Below are 15,844 nucleotides of genomic sequence, written 5' to 3'. Positions count from 1 at the left end.
TCTTGCGTGGCCCCGGTAAAGACGCGCCTTCAATGAACAAGCCACCTGAGGCGGGCCAGAGGGCAAGCGAGCAAAAAAAAGGCGGCGTCGTTCGGGCTCTCGGGCTTGGTCTGATCACCGGTGCGGCCGATGACGACTGCTCGGCCATCGGTACCTACGCGAGCGCCGGAGCGCGATTCGGGCCGGACCTGCTGTGGACGGCACCTGTCACGCTGCCGATGATGTATGTCGTCGTCTATCTTTCATCCAAACTTGGCCAGGTTTCGGGGCGCGGGCTTTTCAAGGTCATATCGGACTTCTATCCGCGTTGGCTGCTATGGTCCGTGCTGGTGGGCGTGCTGATTGGCAACACGATCGAGGCAGCCGCCGATCTTGGCGCCATGTCGGCGGCCATCGTGCTGTTCGTTCCTCTGCCTGCTCCCTTGGTCGTCATTGCCGTTGCGGTCGTCATTTTTGCCCTGCAGGTGTTCGGATCGTATAAATTGATCCGAAATGTGTTCCGGTGGCTGGCTCTGGCTCTGCTCGCCTATGTGGTCTCCGCGGTGCTTGCCAAACCGGATGCAGCCTCCGTTCTGCGTGGCACGCTGTTGCCAAAAATCGAGTTCAGCCGAGAATACCTGTCCATCCTCGTCGCCATCGTCGGCACCACGCTCTCCGCATACCTTTACACATGGCAGTCCAATCAGGAGGTGGAGGAGGAGATTGCCAAGGGTCGAACGAGCCTGGAAGAGCGCAAAGGCGCCACCGAGGGCGAACTGCGCCGATCCCGCCGCGATATCCTGATCGGCATGACGTTTTCCAATCTGATCATGTATTTCATCATCCTTTCGACAGGGTCGACGCTCTACAAGGCCGGGCAGACGCAGATCGAGACAGCGGCACAGGCGGCCGAAGCGCTGCGGCCGCTTGCTGGCGACGCTGCCGGCATTCTCTTTGCGGCCGGTGTAATTGGCGTCGGCTTTCTGGCCGTGCCGATCATGACCGCTGGCGCTGCTTTCGATTTCGCCCAGGCGATGGGTTGGAAGAATAGCTTGCATGCCAAACCCCGGCAGGCTCCCAAATTCTACATCGTGATCGGGGTCATAACGCTGGTGGCGGTGGGCCTCAATTTCTTCGGCTTCAACCCGATGAAAGCTCTCGTCTGGTCCGGCATCGTGCAAGGATTTTCAACGCCACCTCTGCTGCTTCTCATCCTCATCATGACCAACAATCGCAAGATCATGGGCGACAAGGTCAACAGCACAAGCACCAACATTCTGGGCGGCGTGACGACCCTGGCGATCTTTGCGGCGTCGGCGGGACTGGTGGCAAGCTGGTTCCTGTAGCTCGCCGGGCGGGAAGGATGTTCAGGCGCGGTGGAACATCGGCGGTCAATTGTCGTTGAGACGCTTGTGGGGGAAAGGAGGTTGTCCATGTCAAAGTTGCAGGCCGCCACTCCGGATCGTTTAAGGCAACTCAGGCTTGAAGCTTCAGCACATTTCGCTCCGTTGATGCTGAACGAAGCCCTGTTGCGCCTTTCCCATGCCTGCAGAGGCGACAGCCTCGACCGCTTCGAGAAAGCCATGGTCGATCAAATCGAGGCGGCAAAGGACGATCGGGCCGATTTCGAAACGATCAAGGAATTTGCGATCGAGCAGCTTTACGCCCTGGTCCGCAACGCCAACGATTCGCCAAAAAAGAAACAGCCGCTTGAGAAGATAGACACGCGCAGAACGCCCGGCCGTTCCGAAGAGGCACGCACGCTCGAGGACCAACTGCAGGCGGGGTTGGAGGATTCCTTTCCGGCGAGCGATCCGCCCTCGGTGGTGTCCACGACCATTTCAGGCGGAGCAAAAAAGCTGGTCGGGACCGACGAGGTCCTGGAAAAGCAGCGGCAACAAGCGTCCAGCAAGGAAAGTCGCTCGTAGATCGCGGCGCCGGCTGAGGCCCGGCGGCACCCAAGCCTGCGGACACGCCAACGGAACAGCGCATCAAAGCTTGACAGCCGCCTCCCGCGCCCAGAGCCGCAGTTTGCGGCATGACTGCACAAACGCAGTTACCGAAGCTGCTGAATCCAGCCGCGTCAGCCCCTCGTCGGCATCGGGAGCGACGCCTGCTTTGATCAGGAGCGGCTCGGCCCCCGGGGTGAAGCCGATGAACTTGCAATGCGCAAACGCATCAGACACGAAATCCTTCGCGGCGGCCTCCTTGACCAGCAGCTCGGCGCCCGCCTCGGAGAGGAGCAGCACCACCGCGTCGAACAACACGGACGGACCGCCGTCGATCATGTGCCTTGCCTCGATGTGAGTGCCGTCGGCGGCTTCGACGCCGCCCACCTTGGGCGCAACCACCTCCATCACCGCGCCTTCCGCTTCGATGGCGGAACGAAGTTCCTCAAACAGCGCGACATCGGCGCCATCGCTGAGCATGACACCGACTTTGCGACCTTCGAAACTGTCGGGCCCGTTTTGGATGATGCTGAGCGCCGGCGACGGCGGCAAGTCATCGCGCGGCGGAACGGCGGCTTCGGCAGGTTCGGGCATGTCACGGATGCCGAGCTTGTCGGCGACCGTGGTCGCCAGCGTTTCATCGATGTTCAACAAATGCGAAACCATCCGTTCGCGGATCGCCGGTGCCTGGACCTTGCTCAGTTCGAACGTCAGCGCCATCGCGATATGACGCTGCTCCGGTGGTGTCTGGCTGTTGAAGAACTGACGGGCCTGGCTGTAGTGATCGGCGAAGCTCTCCGCGCGCAGACGTACTTTCTGCCCTTCTTCGCCATCGGCGAAAGAACGAAAGCCACGCTGCGGATCCTCGCGCGGTCCCAGTCCCCATGAGTTCGGCTCATAATTGGCGCGCCCGGCCGGATTGCGCATGGCCATGTGCCCATCCTGTTGAAAATGGGCGAACGGGCACTTCGGCGCATTGATCGGCAGATGGGTAAAGTTCGGGCTGCCCAGCCGTTTCAATTGGGTATCGAGATAGGAGAAGTTGCGGCCTTGCAGAAGCGGATCGTTGGAAAAATCGATTCCGGGCGGCACATTCTGCGTCATGAATGCAACCTGCTCGGTCTCGGCGAAGAAATTGTCCGGCATCCGGTCGAGCACCAGCCGACCGACCGGAATTGGTTCGAGGATCTCCTCCGGAATGATCTTCGTTGCGTCCAGGATATCGAAGTCGAAACTGTCGGCGAACGCCTGATCGAACAGTTGCACCGTCAACTCCCATTCCGGGAAATTGCCGGCCTGTATAGCCTCCCACAGATCGCGGCGATGGAAGTCGGGATCGGCGCCATTGATCTTGACCGCCTCGTTCCAGACCACCGATTGCATGCCGAGCTTGGGTTTCCAGATGAACTTGACGAAGGTGGATTCGTCCTTTGCGTTGACGAGGCGGAACGTGTGCACACCAAAGCCTTGCATGAAGCGGAAGGAACGCGGGATTGCGCGATCCGACATGATCCACATCACCATGTGCATCGATTCCGGCATCAGGCTGATGAAGTCCCAGAAATTGTCGTGCGCCGTCTGTGCCTGCGGAAAGGCGCGGTCGGGCTCCTGTTTGGCGGCGTGGATCAGATCGGGAAACTTGATGGCGTCCTGGATGAAGAAGACCGGGATGTTGTTGCCGACCAGGTCCCAATTGCCTTCCTTGGTATAGAGCTTGACCGCGAAGCCGCGCACGTCGCGGGCGAGATCGAACGAACCCTTGTTGCCGGCAACCGTCGAGAAACGAACGAATGCCGGCGTCTTTTCCCCGGCTCGCTGGAAAATGTCGGCACGTGTGTATTTGGCCAGTGACTCGTAGGTCTCGAAATAACCATGCGCGCCATAGCCGCGGGCATGAACGACCCTTTCCGGGATGCGTTCGTGGTCGAAGTGGAAAATCTTCTCGCGAAAGTGAAAGTCCTCGATCAGCGAGGGTCCGCGCTCACCGATCCGCAATGTGTTTTGGTCGTCGGAGACAGGCGTTCCGAGCGCCGTAGTGAGCGCAGGCGTTTCGTCCGCGGCGACCTGGTGCAACTCGCCGCCATTTCCGCGCACGCTATTCTGATCCAGTCCACTTGCCGATTGGCGAGCGGAGGGGCGAGCGGATTTGGCCATGACAGGTCCTCGATCGATACCGGAAGGTTTAAGTGGTCAAGCCATCAAACTGCCGGTGAGCGGCTTTGTTCCCGTAAAAAATGGACGCTGAAGACACCGCTGTCGGAGGAGCGGTGACGGTTGCGGCGATGGTGAGCGCCGATCGGATGACAGATATCTCCGCCTGCGCACAATTTATGAAGAGTTGTCTCCAGCACGAGGAACGAACCAAACTTCCATGCATTTAGCTGGGGCTGCGTTCACACACTCTTTCTTCTGGGAGCTGGACCATTGTCATCCGGAGGCTGCCTTTTGGCCGACCAGGAAACCAATGAAGTTTCCATCGTTGACCTGATACCTGCCCTGCGGGCATTCGCGCGGACCTTCTGCCGCGTCCCCGACGACGCTGACGATCTCGTGCAGGAGACACTGACCAAGGGTCTCGCCAACATCGACAAGTTCGAACCCGGTACGCGCATGAAGTCGTGGCTCTTCACCATCATGCGCAACACTTATTACACCCGGGTCAAGATCGCTGCCCGGGAGGCGCCCGGCCTGCTCGACTGCGCCTCTTCGAGGCCAATTTCGGAAGCCACCCAGGAATGGACTGTTCAGAGCAAGGAAGTTCACGGCGCCATTCAAAGGCTGCCTGAACACCAACGCGAGGTGCTGATGCTGATCGGCGTTTTGGGAGTGAGCTACGAGGAAACCGCCGACATATGCGGTTGCGCGGTCGGGACGGTCAAAAGCCGCCTGAACCGTGCGCGCGCCAATATCCTTGAATTCCTTGGAGAGAGTTCGCTGGAGACGTTAATGGAGAGAAGAAACCAGCTGTCGGATGGCCAGCTCGATGTCGAGGTCGACAGCCGCAGATAGTCAGTTCTTCACGTCGCGCCGACGTTTCTCGACGAGTGCGTCCTGCAGTTCCATCGCCAGCTTGGTCAGGCGGTCTGGAATCTTTTCCTGCTCTATGGCGGCCAGCAGGGAAGCAATCTCCTGATCCACTGTCATCTCGACATGCGGATCCGTGGTATCGTCGCTCGAACGAGACATCACATTCTCTTGATAGCGGTCCCTTGATGCTAGTGTGGTGATAAGCGCCTGGCTTTACAAGGCGGTGTCCACCGCCGAGAAGCTCACCAGCGGACCCTTGCACAGGTTTATTTCCTTGCTCCTCCTTTGTCGCCGCGGGCTATGGACGCGGCGCGGTGGCGTTCAGTCCTTCGGCAATCGATTAGTGGCGTGATCCTGATATTGATCGGATTTGATCCGCTTGCCGTCCAGCCCGCGCTCCTGGCCATGCTGCTTCTTGTCGCGATTCGACAAAACCGCGTTTTCTTCGATCTTGTCCTTCTCCAGGGAGGTCATTGCGCCGACGCCGGCACCCTTGCCATGACTGCCGCGGCCGAAATGTTTTTTACCGCCAGATGCCATGATAGCCTCCTTCGAAGCGAGGACACCCGTCGGTGCCCCTTGTTCGCAGTCCGAACTGGCATCGCGCTGTAATGTTCCGTCTCACCGAGCGAGCAAAAAGGCGCTGCCATCCCATGACCGAAACGGCTTCTCACCGTCAATGAGAACCCGCAATTGATGAGCTTGCGCCAGACGGCCGATATCATCTCGGTCTGAGAAAAGTGATCCGCGATAGGAATAGTTCAGCAAGGCGAGCCAGCCCGGCCGTTTCAGAACGCGTGCAATTTCTTCGAAATGCCGCTCTGCCATGCCGGCCAGAACCAGATAGGGAAAGCTGTCGACCGCCAGCACGCAATCGAAACTGGCATCGTCGAATTCGACCAGGTCGAGACCGGAGGTTTGTCGCAACTCGACATTGCCGAGCGGGGCGCATTGCTTGGAGGCGATGGAGATCATCCGCGACGATATGTCGATGCCGACCATCCGTTTGAAGGATTTGCACAGCGCACGCTCGAAGCGGCCGATGCCGCAACCGATGTCGAGAATGCTCCGTTCCCTTCCGGTGAATTCTCGCGCTTCCAGCCATGCAACGATTTCGTTGGTCGTGGCTGTGAGCCTTTCCTCATCGCCGAGGGATGCCAGTTGGACACTCGCGGCTCCCGAAATCGCTGCCGCGGCATCGAAGCTGGAGGCCAGCCGCATGACGACAGCGACATTGGTCTCGTCCTCATCGCGCTCATGCCGAACGGCGCCGCCCGTCGCTCGCAACACGGCAAAGACGTCTGGTCTGCAGCGCAGCAGTCCGGCGACCTTTCGCAGCCTTGCTGCGTCGCCGGCATCCGCCGGCTGGACCTTCAGCACGACCTCCGCCAATTCCGCCGCTCCAATTGTGGGCGGCAGGTGGAGCGCCAGCCTGACGAGAACACTTTCGGCGCAAATGCCATCGGCCATGCAGTCTTCAACCGCCAGCCTGACCGATGTCGTGCGCCGGGCGGCTTTCGGTGCGGTTACACTCATGCATCAACTCCGCGTCCAGACCCTGCGCATCGTCCACCTGTCGACGGCGCCCCAGCCATATTTGTAGGCCTCCTGGCCGCGCAGGAAATCGAACTCGCGCGCATCTTCGCGGATCGCTTCCGCGATTGCGTGGCCAATCAGGATCGCGCCTGGGCTCTCCTCGGCATAGGCAGGGTCGAAGCCGCCGAGATAGGCATAGGCACGGCCGCGGTGGTGAAATCCGTAATAGGCGCCGACGGTTCCGCCATCGATCGCGAACAGCCAGCATCGCACCAGACCGTGAGCGTCGAGCAAGGGAAGTGAGAGCCGATGGAATTGCTCGACGGCGGCGTTGGCCAACACACCGCCTCCTTGTTCGGCCCAGCGCATATTGTGCAGGCGGATCAATTGATCGAGGAAAGTTTGCGAACTGCCGCTTGCCGACAACAGCGCGATCCGGCCGCATCTTGATGCGGCTTGACGCGCCCGACGCAACTGGCGTCTGCGTCTTGCGGGGACGCAGCCTGCAAGCGTTTCGTCGCCGGCGATGGCGAGCACGGGGCAGGCGGCATGGGCGGCCGGCCGATCCATCTCGGGACGTGTCATCGCTAGGGCGACGCTGTCCTGCGGCAAGTCCGACAAGATCCATTGCGCCCACCCGATTGAGAGGATCGACTCGACGACGATGGCGACAACCTCGGCTTCGATCCCAGGGACAGCCAGAATGTCCAGATAGTCGCTGAGCGAAATGCCGACCGGAAGCAGCTTCGAACCGGCCGTCCCATGCTCGAGGTAAAGCGGCGCCAGACCGACCAGATCGCCGCCGCGCCAGACCGCGACCGTCGCCAGTTCACCGGGTGCGAATGCGTGCCACCACGGCACCAGCCAGGCGGGAGATTGAAACGGCGTCGCCGAGGGACTCTGCTGCCACAGTTTCCACCAGTGCGGCGTCAAGGCGTCGAATTGTGCGAGGTCACCGATGATTTCGCTGCGCAGCACAGCTTTACTCACGGCACCGCGGCGAAGCGCCGGCGACCACTGCCAAGCTGTGCCAGCGCCTGATAGGCGTCCATGTAAGACGAGATCATCCGTTCCAGCGAAAACCGCCGTCGCGCTTCGGCCCTGCATGTCTCGGCATCCAAGCTGGACGCCGCAAGAATGGCTTGGGCCATCTCATCGACCGTGTCGACGAGAAAGCCCGTCCTGCCGTGCTCTATGACATCGGGAAGCGCACCATTTGGAAAGGCGACCACCGGGGTACCGCAGGCGAGGGCCTCCATGGCCACAAGCGAGCTGGTCTCGGCTGCGAGGCTCGGAATGACCAGACAGCGCGCTGCGTTGAGAATGCGTCGCTTGGCGGTGAAGCCGAGCGGGCCAAGGAAGCGGCGGCGGCCATCGAGGCGAGATTGGACCTCATCGCGAAAGTACCGCGTATGCGTTTCATAGGGATAGACCTTGCCGCCGATGACCAGCGGCACATCTGCCTGTTTGGCTGCGTCGAGCGCCAGGTGGACGCCCTTTTCCGGGCAAACCCGGCTTAGAACAAGGGCAAAGTCGCGCTTCGGCTGCAGCAGGGTCAGTGCTTCGATGTCAACGCCGTTTGGAATCGGCGCCGACAGCCTGGCGCCTGATGGCGCGGTTTTCTGCTGGTTGGGCGAGACCGCATGGAGCCAGAGGTCACCGCGCGTCGGGCGCAATGCCGCGGCCGGATACCAATCCAATGGCAGGTGGAGGGTCACCAAGGTCGGACCATCGTCGGGCAGATAAGCGTCGAAATCAATGCCGTGCAGATGAACCACGTCGATGGGCCATCGGGCGCGGGCAGCCGCGATCGCGTCGCGATGGGCCTGTTGCGCGCGGCTCTTCGCCGCCTCGTCGAGTACGCCGTTTTCGGCCGGTATTTCCACAAGCGTGCCGCTCGTTCTGGAGCCTCGGCAGCCAATGACGATAGATCGATGACCGGCCTGAACCAGTGCCCGATCGAGCATCGACAGAACCTGTTCGGCACCGCCGACAGCGTCGGGGCCGACGGGTGCGAGAGGGTAGGCGACATTGAGGACGGTGAGCGTCGCGGCCGGTCGCGTCTCGTTGCCCTGCGCCGCATCTCCACCTGTCAACGGCGTCGCGGAGCCCGGCATCTGATGCATGGGCACCATGACATTTCACGCGGCCGAGGCCCGCTGCGTGGGGAGCGAGGCGGATGTCATGCCAGGCGCATAGCGGCGGATCATGGTTGAACAGAATTCCGCGAACTCCTCCGGCACCAGGGGGGGGCTGGTGTGGTGGGGCATCATTCCGCGGTGCTGAGGTGTGAAGCAGAAGGTGACCGTCACATCGAAATCGGCGAGTGCTTCCATCTGCCGGTCGAACCAGTCCAGCGCATTCGGCCGAAAGCTGTCCGCCCAGGAAAGCCCGGTACGCATATTGGTGACACCCAGCCGCTTCATCCAGGCGACGGCATCGTCCAGCCGCGGGTCTTCGAAATGAAACCACTGCACCAGGCCCATTGCAGGTGCATGGCGCAGGAATTCCTCCAGCGCGGGCTTTGGCGTGCCGTCCTGGCGCAGCAGCCCCATATGGAAATGCCGGTAATAAGACGAGCCCTCGGCTTCGCGGTGCCGCGTCGTTGCTTCCCATTCACGCGGAAGATCATAGAGGCTGTACCACTGGATGCGTGGCGCATTGCCGAGCAGCAATTCAGCTGTGCGCTTGAGCCCCCAGACTTGGATTTCCTCGGCGCCGAAGGTCGATACGCCGACTTCGCTGACCCAGATGGGAAGGTCGGTGACGGTCGCGATCTCGCCGATCTTCTGCGGCCATTCCTGGATCTGCCACAGATTCCAGTCGAGGGGAAAGCCGTGCACAGCGACGGCATCTACATGATCCAGCACGCCGAATTCCTTCATGCGGGTGATGAACCCCGGATCTATCGGCGAGATGCCGCCGAGCACTTTGGTCAAAGCCGGGTTTTCAGATGCGATTGCGTCCGCCGACAGGATCGCCATCCTGGCAAAGCGGCTCCAATCAGGGTCGAGTTCCGGGTCCCAATGCGATTTGTTGTTGGGCTCGTTCCAGATCATCGCGGCTTCAATCATGGCGCTGTCCTTTCGAGGGGTAGACGGGACCGCCACTGGCCGGGTCGCCGGCGGCGCGGCAGAAATAGACCTCCTGCTCCGGATGCAGGACGATTTCAAATCCGGCGCTGCGCAGCATCGCTTCGGTGCAGGCGCGGTTGGGAATCCACCAGTTGGTCGGGTCATCGGCATAGCGGTGCTCGATGAAATGGAGCTTGGGAAATTCCGGCCGGTCGAACAGGTCATGCGTCCAGAAATGATAGTTCTCTTCCATCTCGGGCAGATCTGTGCTGCCGCGCTGCATGGACTGGAAGATCATCAGGTCACCGGCGACATGCTCACGGATAAGGTCGAGCGCGAGCAAGGGGTGGCGCAAGTGATAAAGCACCCCCATGAACAGCACGATATCGAATGTTTCGCGCAGGGCGCCGACGTCGTAGACCGAAAGTTTCTGGAATTCGATTTCGCAATTGGCGATCTCGGCGGCAAAGCGGGCCTGCGCCAGATAGGCCTCATCGAAATCGATGCCGAGGACACGGGCAGCACCTCGCCGTTTCATCTCGATGGAATAGAAACCGGCATTGCAGCCGATATCCAACACCGTCTTGCCTGTCAGATCCGCGGGAATGGCCTCGGCGAATTTGCGCCATTTGATCAGCGGATAATTGCCGAGAAAATGGTTGGGAGCGGTTTCGACACCCGCCAGTTCCATGTTGTGGAACCATGGGCCGAGAGCATCGATACGGCGGCGGATTTCGGCATGGGAATGCAGCATGATCAGGCTCCTTCGCCGGGAACGACAGGCACATGCGAACGGGCACCTGGCATAATCGTGGCGGTTTGGTGATGGACGGGTGCGGCGCCGTCCTCGAGCAGCCGCAGAGCCGTGCGATAGCCATTGAACGTGCCGACATCGACATAGGCGGACCCAGCCTTGACGCCGGAGGCTTGACCTCCGGCCGCAAGGTAGGCGTTGACCAACGTGCCGATATATTCGTCACGGCATTCCCGCTCGCGCCAGAGTGCCGCAAGCTGATGCAGAATCTGGCCCGGCATCTTGAACGCACCCCAAACCCAGTTCGTGCCGGCATCCTGTTGCTTGACCTGGATTTCGATCACGCGCTCGTGGTCATCGACAATGACGGCGTCGAAGAATTCCGGACGATCCACCGGGAAGAGCAGAAATGAAAGCTGATCGTCAGGCAAATGACAGAAGCCATCCTCGGGAAACCAGATCGTGTCGGGAAGGCCGACCAGGACGACCTCATTGGGCGCGACGAGAGGAGCTGCCCGAAAAATCGCATCGCAAAGCCCAACCGGATTGGGCTGCACCACGAAGAGAGCCGCGGCGTCACCATAGCCGGCGGCGTAATATTCGAGGATGTCGGATTTGCCCGATCCAATGATGAAGCAGATCTTGTCGACGCCGGCGCGCACCATCCGCCGCACCAGATACTCGCTCACGGCGCAGGGACGCTCGGTCTGCCCATCGATCCGACTGCCGACCGGCAGCAGCTCTTTGGAGAAGCCGAGCGGCTGAATGCGGCTGCCGCGCCCGGCAGCGGGCACGATGCCCAACATCAGACTGCTTCCATCATCGGTTCGCCGGGAGATCTTTGAAAGGCGTCGTTTAGAATGTGGTCCAGCTCCGCCGCGCGCCGGGCAGAGGTGTGTTCGTCGAGAACCCGTTCGCGCGCTCGGGTTTTGATGGCATCGAGTTCTCCTGCGGGTAAGGCGAGCGCCGCGACGACGTCATCGGTGTCGTGGGCCAGCAGGATCTCGCTGCCGGGTTCGAAGAAGCTGCTTAGGCCCGGCCAGGTGTCGGTTATGATCGGCACTCCACATGCCGCAGCTTCAAACAACCGACCTGAAGGGCACCAGCCCTTTTGCGCCATCGCCTCGCGGGTGACATTCAGCGTCAGACGAGAGGATGAGAAAAACGCCGGATGATCGGCCGGCGGAAGGTGCCTGACGAAGAAGATGTTGTCGCTCCACGGGAATTCCTGCGGGTATTGTGCGCCGCCGATGACGAAGCGCTGGTCCGGCAAGCGCGCAGCTGGGCGAACCAGCAGATTTTCGACTGCTGCCTGGCGATCTGGCGCATAGGTTCCGAGATAGGACAAATCGGCCCTGAAATCGGCTCGCGGCGCTGCCGGCCGGTGTTGGTCGGGATCGACATGCCCATAGAGCGGCACCACGTGGTGCGCACCCAGCACCGACTTCAGCGCGTCGATCGCCGGGCCGCCTGTGTAACTCAGGACGAGATCGAAATCTGCAAGACCCTCGGGGCCGAAATAGGGTGGACGCTCACCTTGTTCGATGCGGGCAAGCGTGACCGGAGTGTCCAGATCGTAGAAGACACGCACTCCGCGGCCTGCCTGCTGCGCCAGCCGCGAGGCGTCCACCGCGTCGGGACAATAAGAGGTGACGATCACGACATCCGATCGTTTGATCGTTTGCTCCGCGACCCGGCGGATGTCCTCCCAGTCCGGGTAGAGCACGACGTTGCCGCCGTCCAGATGATCGAGATCGCGCGTTCCGGCATAGTAGGGTGTGTCGCGTTCGAAGAAGGTAATGGACCAGCCGCGCCGGGCGAGGGCTCTGATCAGTCCCCTCCATAAAGTGGCATGGCCGTTACCCCATGAAGACGTGACGGTAAGACCGAAAATGACCATCTGCATCCGGCAAATCCTCGTCAGGCAACTTCGTTCAATCGGATCAGCTTCGCCCCCCAGTCCCCCGACACGATCGTCGTGATCGAGGCGGGATCGATGTCGAAGCGAAAGCAGTCACCGGCCGGCAAGCCAAGGACGGTGCAGACGGCGACCTTGATCACATCGGCATGGCTGACCAGGGCCACGCATTGGTTCTGATGCCGCTCGCGGACCGCGGCCATCAGCGACACAATGCGTTGCTGGACATCCTGCATGGTCTCGCCACTCGGTGTCCTTGCCTCCTGCCGCTGGTCATTCCACGCTCGCCAACTGGCGTCGCCATTCAGCTCATCGAAAGTCTTTCCCGACCAGTCGCCGAAGTCGATCTCGTCGAGTTCGGCGCAGATCGCGATTTCCCCGACACCGCAGGCTAGCGCGATTGGCAGCGCCGTCTCTCGCGTACGCTCACGCGGGCTGCACAGGATCGCGACGATAGGCTCCCGGGCCATGCGGCCGCCAAGCTGCGCTGCCTGTGCCTTGCCGGCATCGCCGAGGCAAACGCCGTCCATCCGGCCTGCAAGATAAGAGCCGACATTGTCGTGTGCCGCATGGCGGATCAGAAAGAAGGTCGTCGTCATTCTGCGGCATCGAGCAAAGGCTCGTCCTTGCCGGCGATGAACGCAAGCGTGCGCTGCCGCGCTTCGGCGTCGGTGAACTGTTCGGGAGGCGACTTCATGAAATAACTGCAGGGACCGGTCAGGGCACCGGCTATGCCGCGATCGAGCGCCAGCTTGGCGCAGCGTACCGCATCGATCACCACGCCGGCTGAATTTGGAGAATCCCAGACTTCCAGCTTGAGCTCGGCATTGAGCGGCACGCCGCCGAAAGTCGTGCCTTCCACCCTTATATAGGCCCATTTGCGATCGGTCAGCCACGGTACGTGGTCGCTGGGCCCGACATGGATGTTGCCCGGCTCCAGGGGAACATCGAACTGGCTGGCCACGGACTGTGTCTTTGAGATTTTCTTCGATTCCAGCCGCTCGCGTTCCAGCATGTTGAGAAAATCGGTGTTGCCGCCGAAATTCAGCTGATAGGTGCGGTCGATGCGCACGCCGCGTTCGCGGAAGAGATTGGCCAGCAACCGGTGCACGATGGTCGCGCCGACCTGGCTCTTGATATCGTCGCCGACCAGCGGCAGTCCTCGCTGCTCAAAGCGCCGGCGCCATTCCGGACGTGAGGCGATGAAAACGGGTATGCAATTGACGAAGGCGCAGCCGGCCTCGAGTGCGCACTCGGCATAGAAGCAGGTCGCCTCCTCGGAACCCACCGGCAGGTAGGAAACCAGCACGTCAGCGTTGCTGTTGCGCAGGATCTCGCTGACATTGGCAACCGGCTCCGGAGCTTCTTCAATCTCGTCACGCAAATATTTGCCGATCCCGTCCAGCGTCGGTCCGCGCTCGACGCGAACGCCGGTTGTCAACGCGTCGGCAAAGCGGAACGTGTTGTTGGGGGCGGCGTAGATCGCTTCCGCAACGTCGAGGCCAACTTTGCTCCTGGCGACATCGAATGCGCAGACAATCTCGATGTCGTCGACATGGTAGCCGCCGAGGTCGGCATGCATCAGCCCAGGGATTGGTTCGTTGCTTTTCGCGTGACGGTAAAAGGAGAGGCCCTGCACGAGGGAGGATGCGCAGTTGCCGACACCAACGATACCAACACGAACCTTTTTCGATCCCACGAAACCGCCACCCTATGTTGTTCAAAGGTAAGTTCCTGGCGCCGAACCATCAGCGTGCCGGAATGTTCCTCCGCCCATCGAAAAATTGCGCGAGACAGCATGGATCGAAGCTGCATTCGATGCGTTGCCGCACGGCAAGCATTGGAAAACCGATCGATGATCGTCTACGGCGACCACAGGCAGACGCAGAACGCACAGCAGCTTCGCGAAGCAGCAAACGAAATGGCCGAAAGCCTGGATCCGATGTCTCATGGGGTCCAACGCCATGCTGCATTGGTCGGGCTATTCATCAGCGTGTCGGAGCTGGTTCAGGCGCTTGCCGATGTCGATTTCGAAACCAGCGGCATCGACATCTTTTCGCCGCGACAACAGCAAGGTGCCAGGTTGCTGGTCGGACTTGCGGCAGAGGTGGCGAAGTCGTGGCAAAGCGGTTTCGGCGTCGGCGGTGGCATCGACCCCGGACTTTTCAAACTGCTCGCCGGGCTCGACTGCCAGGCCGAGGTTGTGACCGGCTCTGCCGAGGGTTATGCGCATTATGCGCTTTATCCCGAAAGCTATTTGGACGCGGCGCGGAAGTCGGGTCTCGATGCGAACACATGCGTAATCGGCGTCCGCAGCATTGGCCTTGGGCTGGCAGCTATGGTGGCGGCCTCGATTGGCGCGCCGGCGCCATTCAGCGTTCGCCCGATCGGCCATCCCTTCCGTCGGCATGTCAACGCCGATCCGCGGTGGATCGCTCCCTGGAAGAACAATGCGCCGGCTCGCTTCGCGGTTGTCGACGAGGGTCCCGGCCTGTCCGGCAGTTCGATGCATGCCGTTGTCGTGTGGCTGCGTGAACTGGGCATCGATACGAACCGCATTCACCTGTTTCCCAGCCATTCAGGCGGCCCGGGCACCGAAGCGTCGCGGGAGGCTCGGGAGACGTGGTCGCGCTGTCCGAAACATGTGGCGACGGCGTTTGAATGCACCTTCTCGGAAAGCTCGAAAATTCCCACGCTGCGCGACTGGGTGGCCGAGGCGGTCGGCAGGCCGGAATTAAGCCTGACCGAACTGTCTGGTGGCGAGTGGCGGGCCGCCCACTACCCCGACGAAGGGCGCTGGCCGCCGAGCCCACGCGGTACCGAGCGGCGCAAATTCCTGGCGTCCGCCGGGCGTGATCGCTGGCTCGTCAAATTCGCCGGCATCGGCGAAGCCGGACTGCGCAAGAAACGAGCCGCGGCGATGTTGCATGAAGCCGGGTTCGGATCGCAAGTTGTCGCGTTTTGCCATGGCTTTCTGGTTGAACGGTGGATTGACGGCACCACGATGGATCAGGCGCCGCTGCCCAGGGAAAGACTGATCGCGGAGTTCACAAATTACCTGGCCTGGCGTGCGCTCAATCTTCGAACTTGCGAACCGGGTGCATCATTGCTTGCACTCGCGGAGATGGCTGTTTCCAATGCGTCGGAAGCCGTGGGCGAAAAACGCGCGGCGACGTTGCGCGGTTGGCTCACGAAAAAAACTCCCGCGCATGTGCTTCAGCGGGTTGAAATCGACGGAAAGCTCCAACCGTGGGAGTTTCTCGTTCGTGCCGACGGCAGGGTGCTCAAGACAGATGCTGTCGACCATTGCCGGGCACACGATTTGATTGGCTGCCAGCCGATTGAGTGGGACATTGCCGGCGCCCGTGTCGAGTACGGGCTATCCGACAGCGATGTGAGGACCCTGGTCCAAGGAATGAAGCTTGCCATCGACAACGGCCACATCGGCTTTTTCGAACCGTGCTATTTGGCATTCCAGCTCGGGCTCTGGAGCACGGCTGCGCAATCCGAAAATGGCAGGGAAAAAGCAAGGCTGGCCGCGACGGCAGACCGATATAGGATGCGACTGATACGGTTCCTGGACGAATGCCGGCCATGATCGTTCCGA

Annotated in this window: 16 protein-coding genes; 4 read left to right on the top strand and 12 right to left on the bottom strand. The window is 61.0% G+C overall.

The annotated features are described in order from the left end of the window. Positions 1–32 precede the first annotated feature (32 nt). Together NKH52_RS26590 and NKH52_RS26585 are read left to right on the top strand one after the other, a co-directional pair. Complete coding sequence (locus tag NKH52_RS26590; protein ID WP_352735186.1) at positions 33–1,325, top strand: Nramp family divalent metal transporter; 1,293 nt, start codon at positions 33–35, stop codon at positions 1,323–1,325. Between the two features lie 87 nt (positions 1,326–1,412). Then, the gene (locus tag NKH52_RS26585; protein WP_352735184.1) at positions 1,413–1,907 is read left to right on the top strand and encodes a hypothetical protein; all 495 of its coding nucleotides are present in this window, start codon (positions 1,413–1,415) and stop codon (positions 1,905–1,907) included. Positions 1,908–1,970: 63 nt separating this feature from the next. Here the strand turns inward: NKH52_RS26585 and katE are convergent, their stop codons facing one another. Then, positions 1,971–4,082, bottom strand: coding sequence for a catalase (gene katE, locus NKH52_RS26580; protein WP_352735182.1), 2,112 nt, complete (start codon positions 4,080–4,082; stop codon positions 1,971–1,973). 291 nt (positions 4,083–4,373) lie between these two features. Between katE and NKH52_RS26575 the strand changes: the two genes are divergently transcribed. Then, a complete protein-coding gene (locus tag NKH52_RS26575) occupies positions 4,374–4,937 on the top strand; it encodes a sigma-70 family RNA polymerase sigma factor (protein WP_027036349.1) in 564 nt (187 codons plus the stop codon). On the opposite strand, the gene NKH52_RS26570 is transcribed toward NKH52_RS26575, so the two are convergent. From NKH52_RS26570 to NKH52_RS26520, 11 genes are all read right to left on the bottom strand, one after another. Further along, positions 4,938–5,114: a hypothetical protein gene (locus tag NKH52_RS26570; protein WP_352735180.1), complete on the bottom strand. Its 177-nt coding sequence runs from the start codon at positions 5,112–5,114 to the stop codon at positions 4,938–4,940. Positions 5,115–5,276: 162 nt separating this feature from the next. After that, entirely contained in the window at positions 5,277–5,495 is a 219-nt protein-coding gene (locus NKH52_RS26565; RefSeq protein ID WP_027036348.1) for a hypothetical protein, read from the bottom strand. A gap of 81 nt (positions 5,496–5,576) precedes the next feature. Then, a complete protein-coding gene (locus NKH52_RS26560) occupies positions 5,577–6,491 on the bottom strand; it encodes a class I SAM-dependent methyltransferase (protein WP_027036347.1) in 915 nt (304 codons plus the stop codon). A gap of 3 nt (positions 6,492–6,494) precedes the next feature. Next, positions 6,495–7,481, bottom strand: coding sequence for a GNAT family N-acetyltransferase (locus NKH52_RS26555; RefSeq protein ID WP_352735177.1), 987 nt, complete (start codon positions 7,479–7,481; stop codon positions 6,495–6,497). Beyond that, entirely contained in the window at positions 7,478–8,626 is a 1,149-nt protein-coding gene (locus tag NKH52_RS26550; protein WP_352721180.1) for a glycosyltransferase, read from the bottom strand. Before NKH52_RS26550 ends, NKH52_RS26555 begins: the two co-directional genes overlap by 4 nt. 6 nt (positions 8,627–8,632) lie before the next feature. Beyond that, positions 8,633–9,565 carry a glycoside hydrolase 5 family protein gene (locus tag NKH52_RS26545; RefSeq protein WP_023809485.1) on the bottom strand — a complete coding sequence of 311 codons (933 nt, stop codon included), beginning with the start codon at positions 9,563–9,565 and terminating at the stop codon, positions 8,633–8,635. Beyond that, positions 9,558–10,319 (bottom strand): TIGR04290 family methyltransferase, encoded by a 762-nt coding sequence (locus NKH52_RS26540; protein WP_013533206.1) that lies wholly within the window; start codon positions 10,317–10,319, stop codon positions 9,558–9,560. The genes NKH52_RS26545 and NKH52_RS26540 overlap by 8 nt, the downstream gene beginning before the upstream one ends. Before the next feature lie 2 nt (positions 10,320–10,321). Next, positions 10,322–11,125, bottom strand: a complete 804-nt coding sequence (locus NKH52_RS26535; RefSeq protein WP_023809483.1) for a sugar phosphate nucleotidyltransferase — start codon at positions 11,123–11,125, stop codon at positions 10,322–10,324. Further along, complete coding sequence (locus NKH52_RS26530) at positions 11,125–12,225, bottom strand: CgeB family protein (protein ID WP_352551585.1); 1,101 nt, start codon at positions 12,223–12,225, stop codon at positions 11,125–11,127. The genes NKH52_RS26535 and NKH52_RS26530 overlap by 1 nt, the downstream gene beginning before the upstream one ends. A 14-nt stretch (positions 12,226–12,239) precedes the next feature. Beyond that, on the bottom strand, positions 12,240–12,836 hold the full coding sequence (locus NKH52_RS26525) for a histidine phosphatase family protein (RefSeq protein WP_352735175.1): 597 nt from the start codon (positions 12,834–12,836) through the stop codon (positions 12,240–12,242). After that, positions 12,833–13,936 carry an inositol-3-phosphate synthase gene (locus NKH52_RS26520; protein ID WP_352735173.1) on the bottom strand — a complete coding sequence of 368 codons (1,104 nt, stop codon included), beginning with the start codon at positions 13,934–13,936 and terminating at the stop codon, positions 12,833–12,835. Before NKH52_RS26520 ends, NKH52_RS26525 begins: the two co-directional genes overlap by 4 nt. Positions 13,937–14,092: 156 nt before the next feature. Here NKH52_RS26520 and NKH52_RS26515 point away from each other — a divergent pair, with 156 nt between their 5' ends. Continuing rightward, positions 14,093–15,835: an HAD family hydrolase gene (locus NKH52_RS26515; protein ID WP_352735171.1), complete on the top strand. Its 1,743-nt coding sequence runs from the start codon at positions 14,093–14,095 to the stop codon at positions 15,833–15,835. The last annotated feature ends 9 nt before the right edge of the window (positions 15,836–15,844 follow it).

This window comes from Mesorhizobium sp. M1066 (assembly GCF_040318635.1).
Classification (GTDB): Bacteria; Pseudomonadota; Alphaproteobacteria; order Rhizobiales; family Rhizobiaceae; genus Mesorhizobium.
Note: the sequence above shows the minus strand (reverse complement) of the source record. Positions and strands in the feature narration are given on the sequence as shown.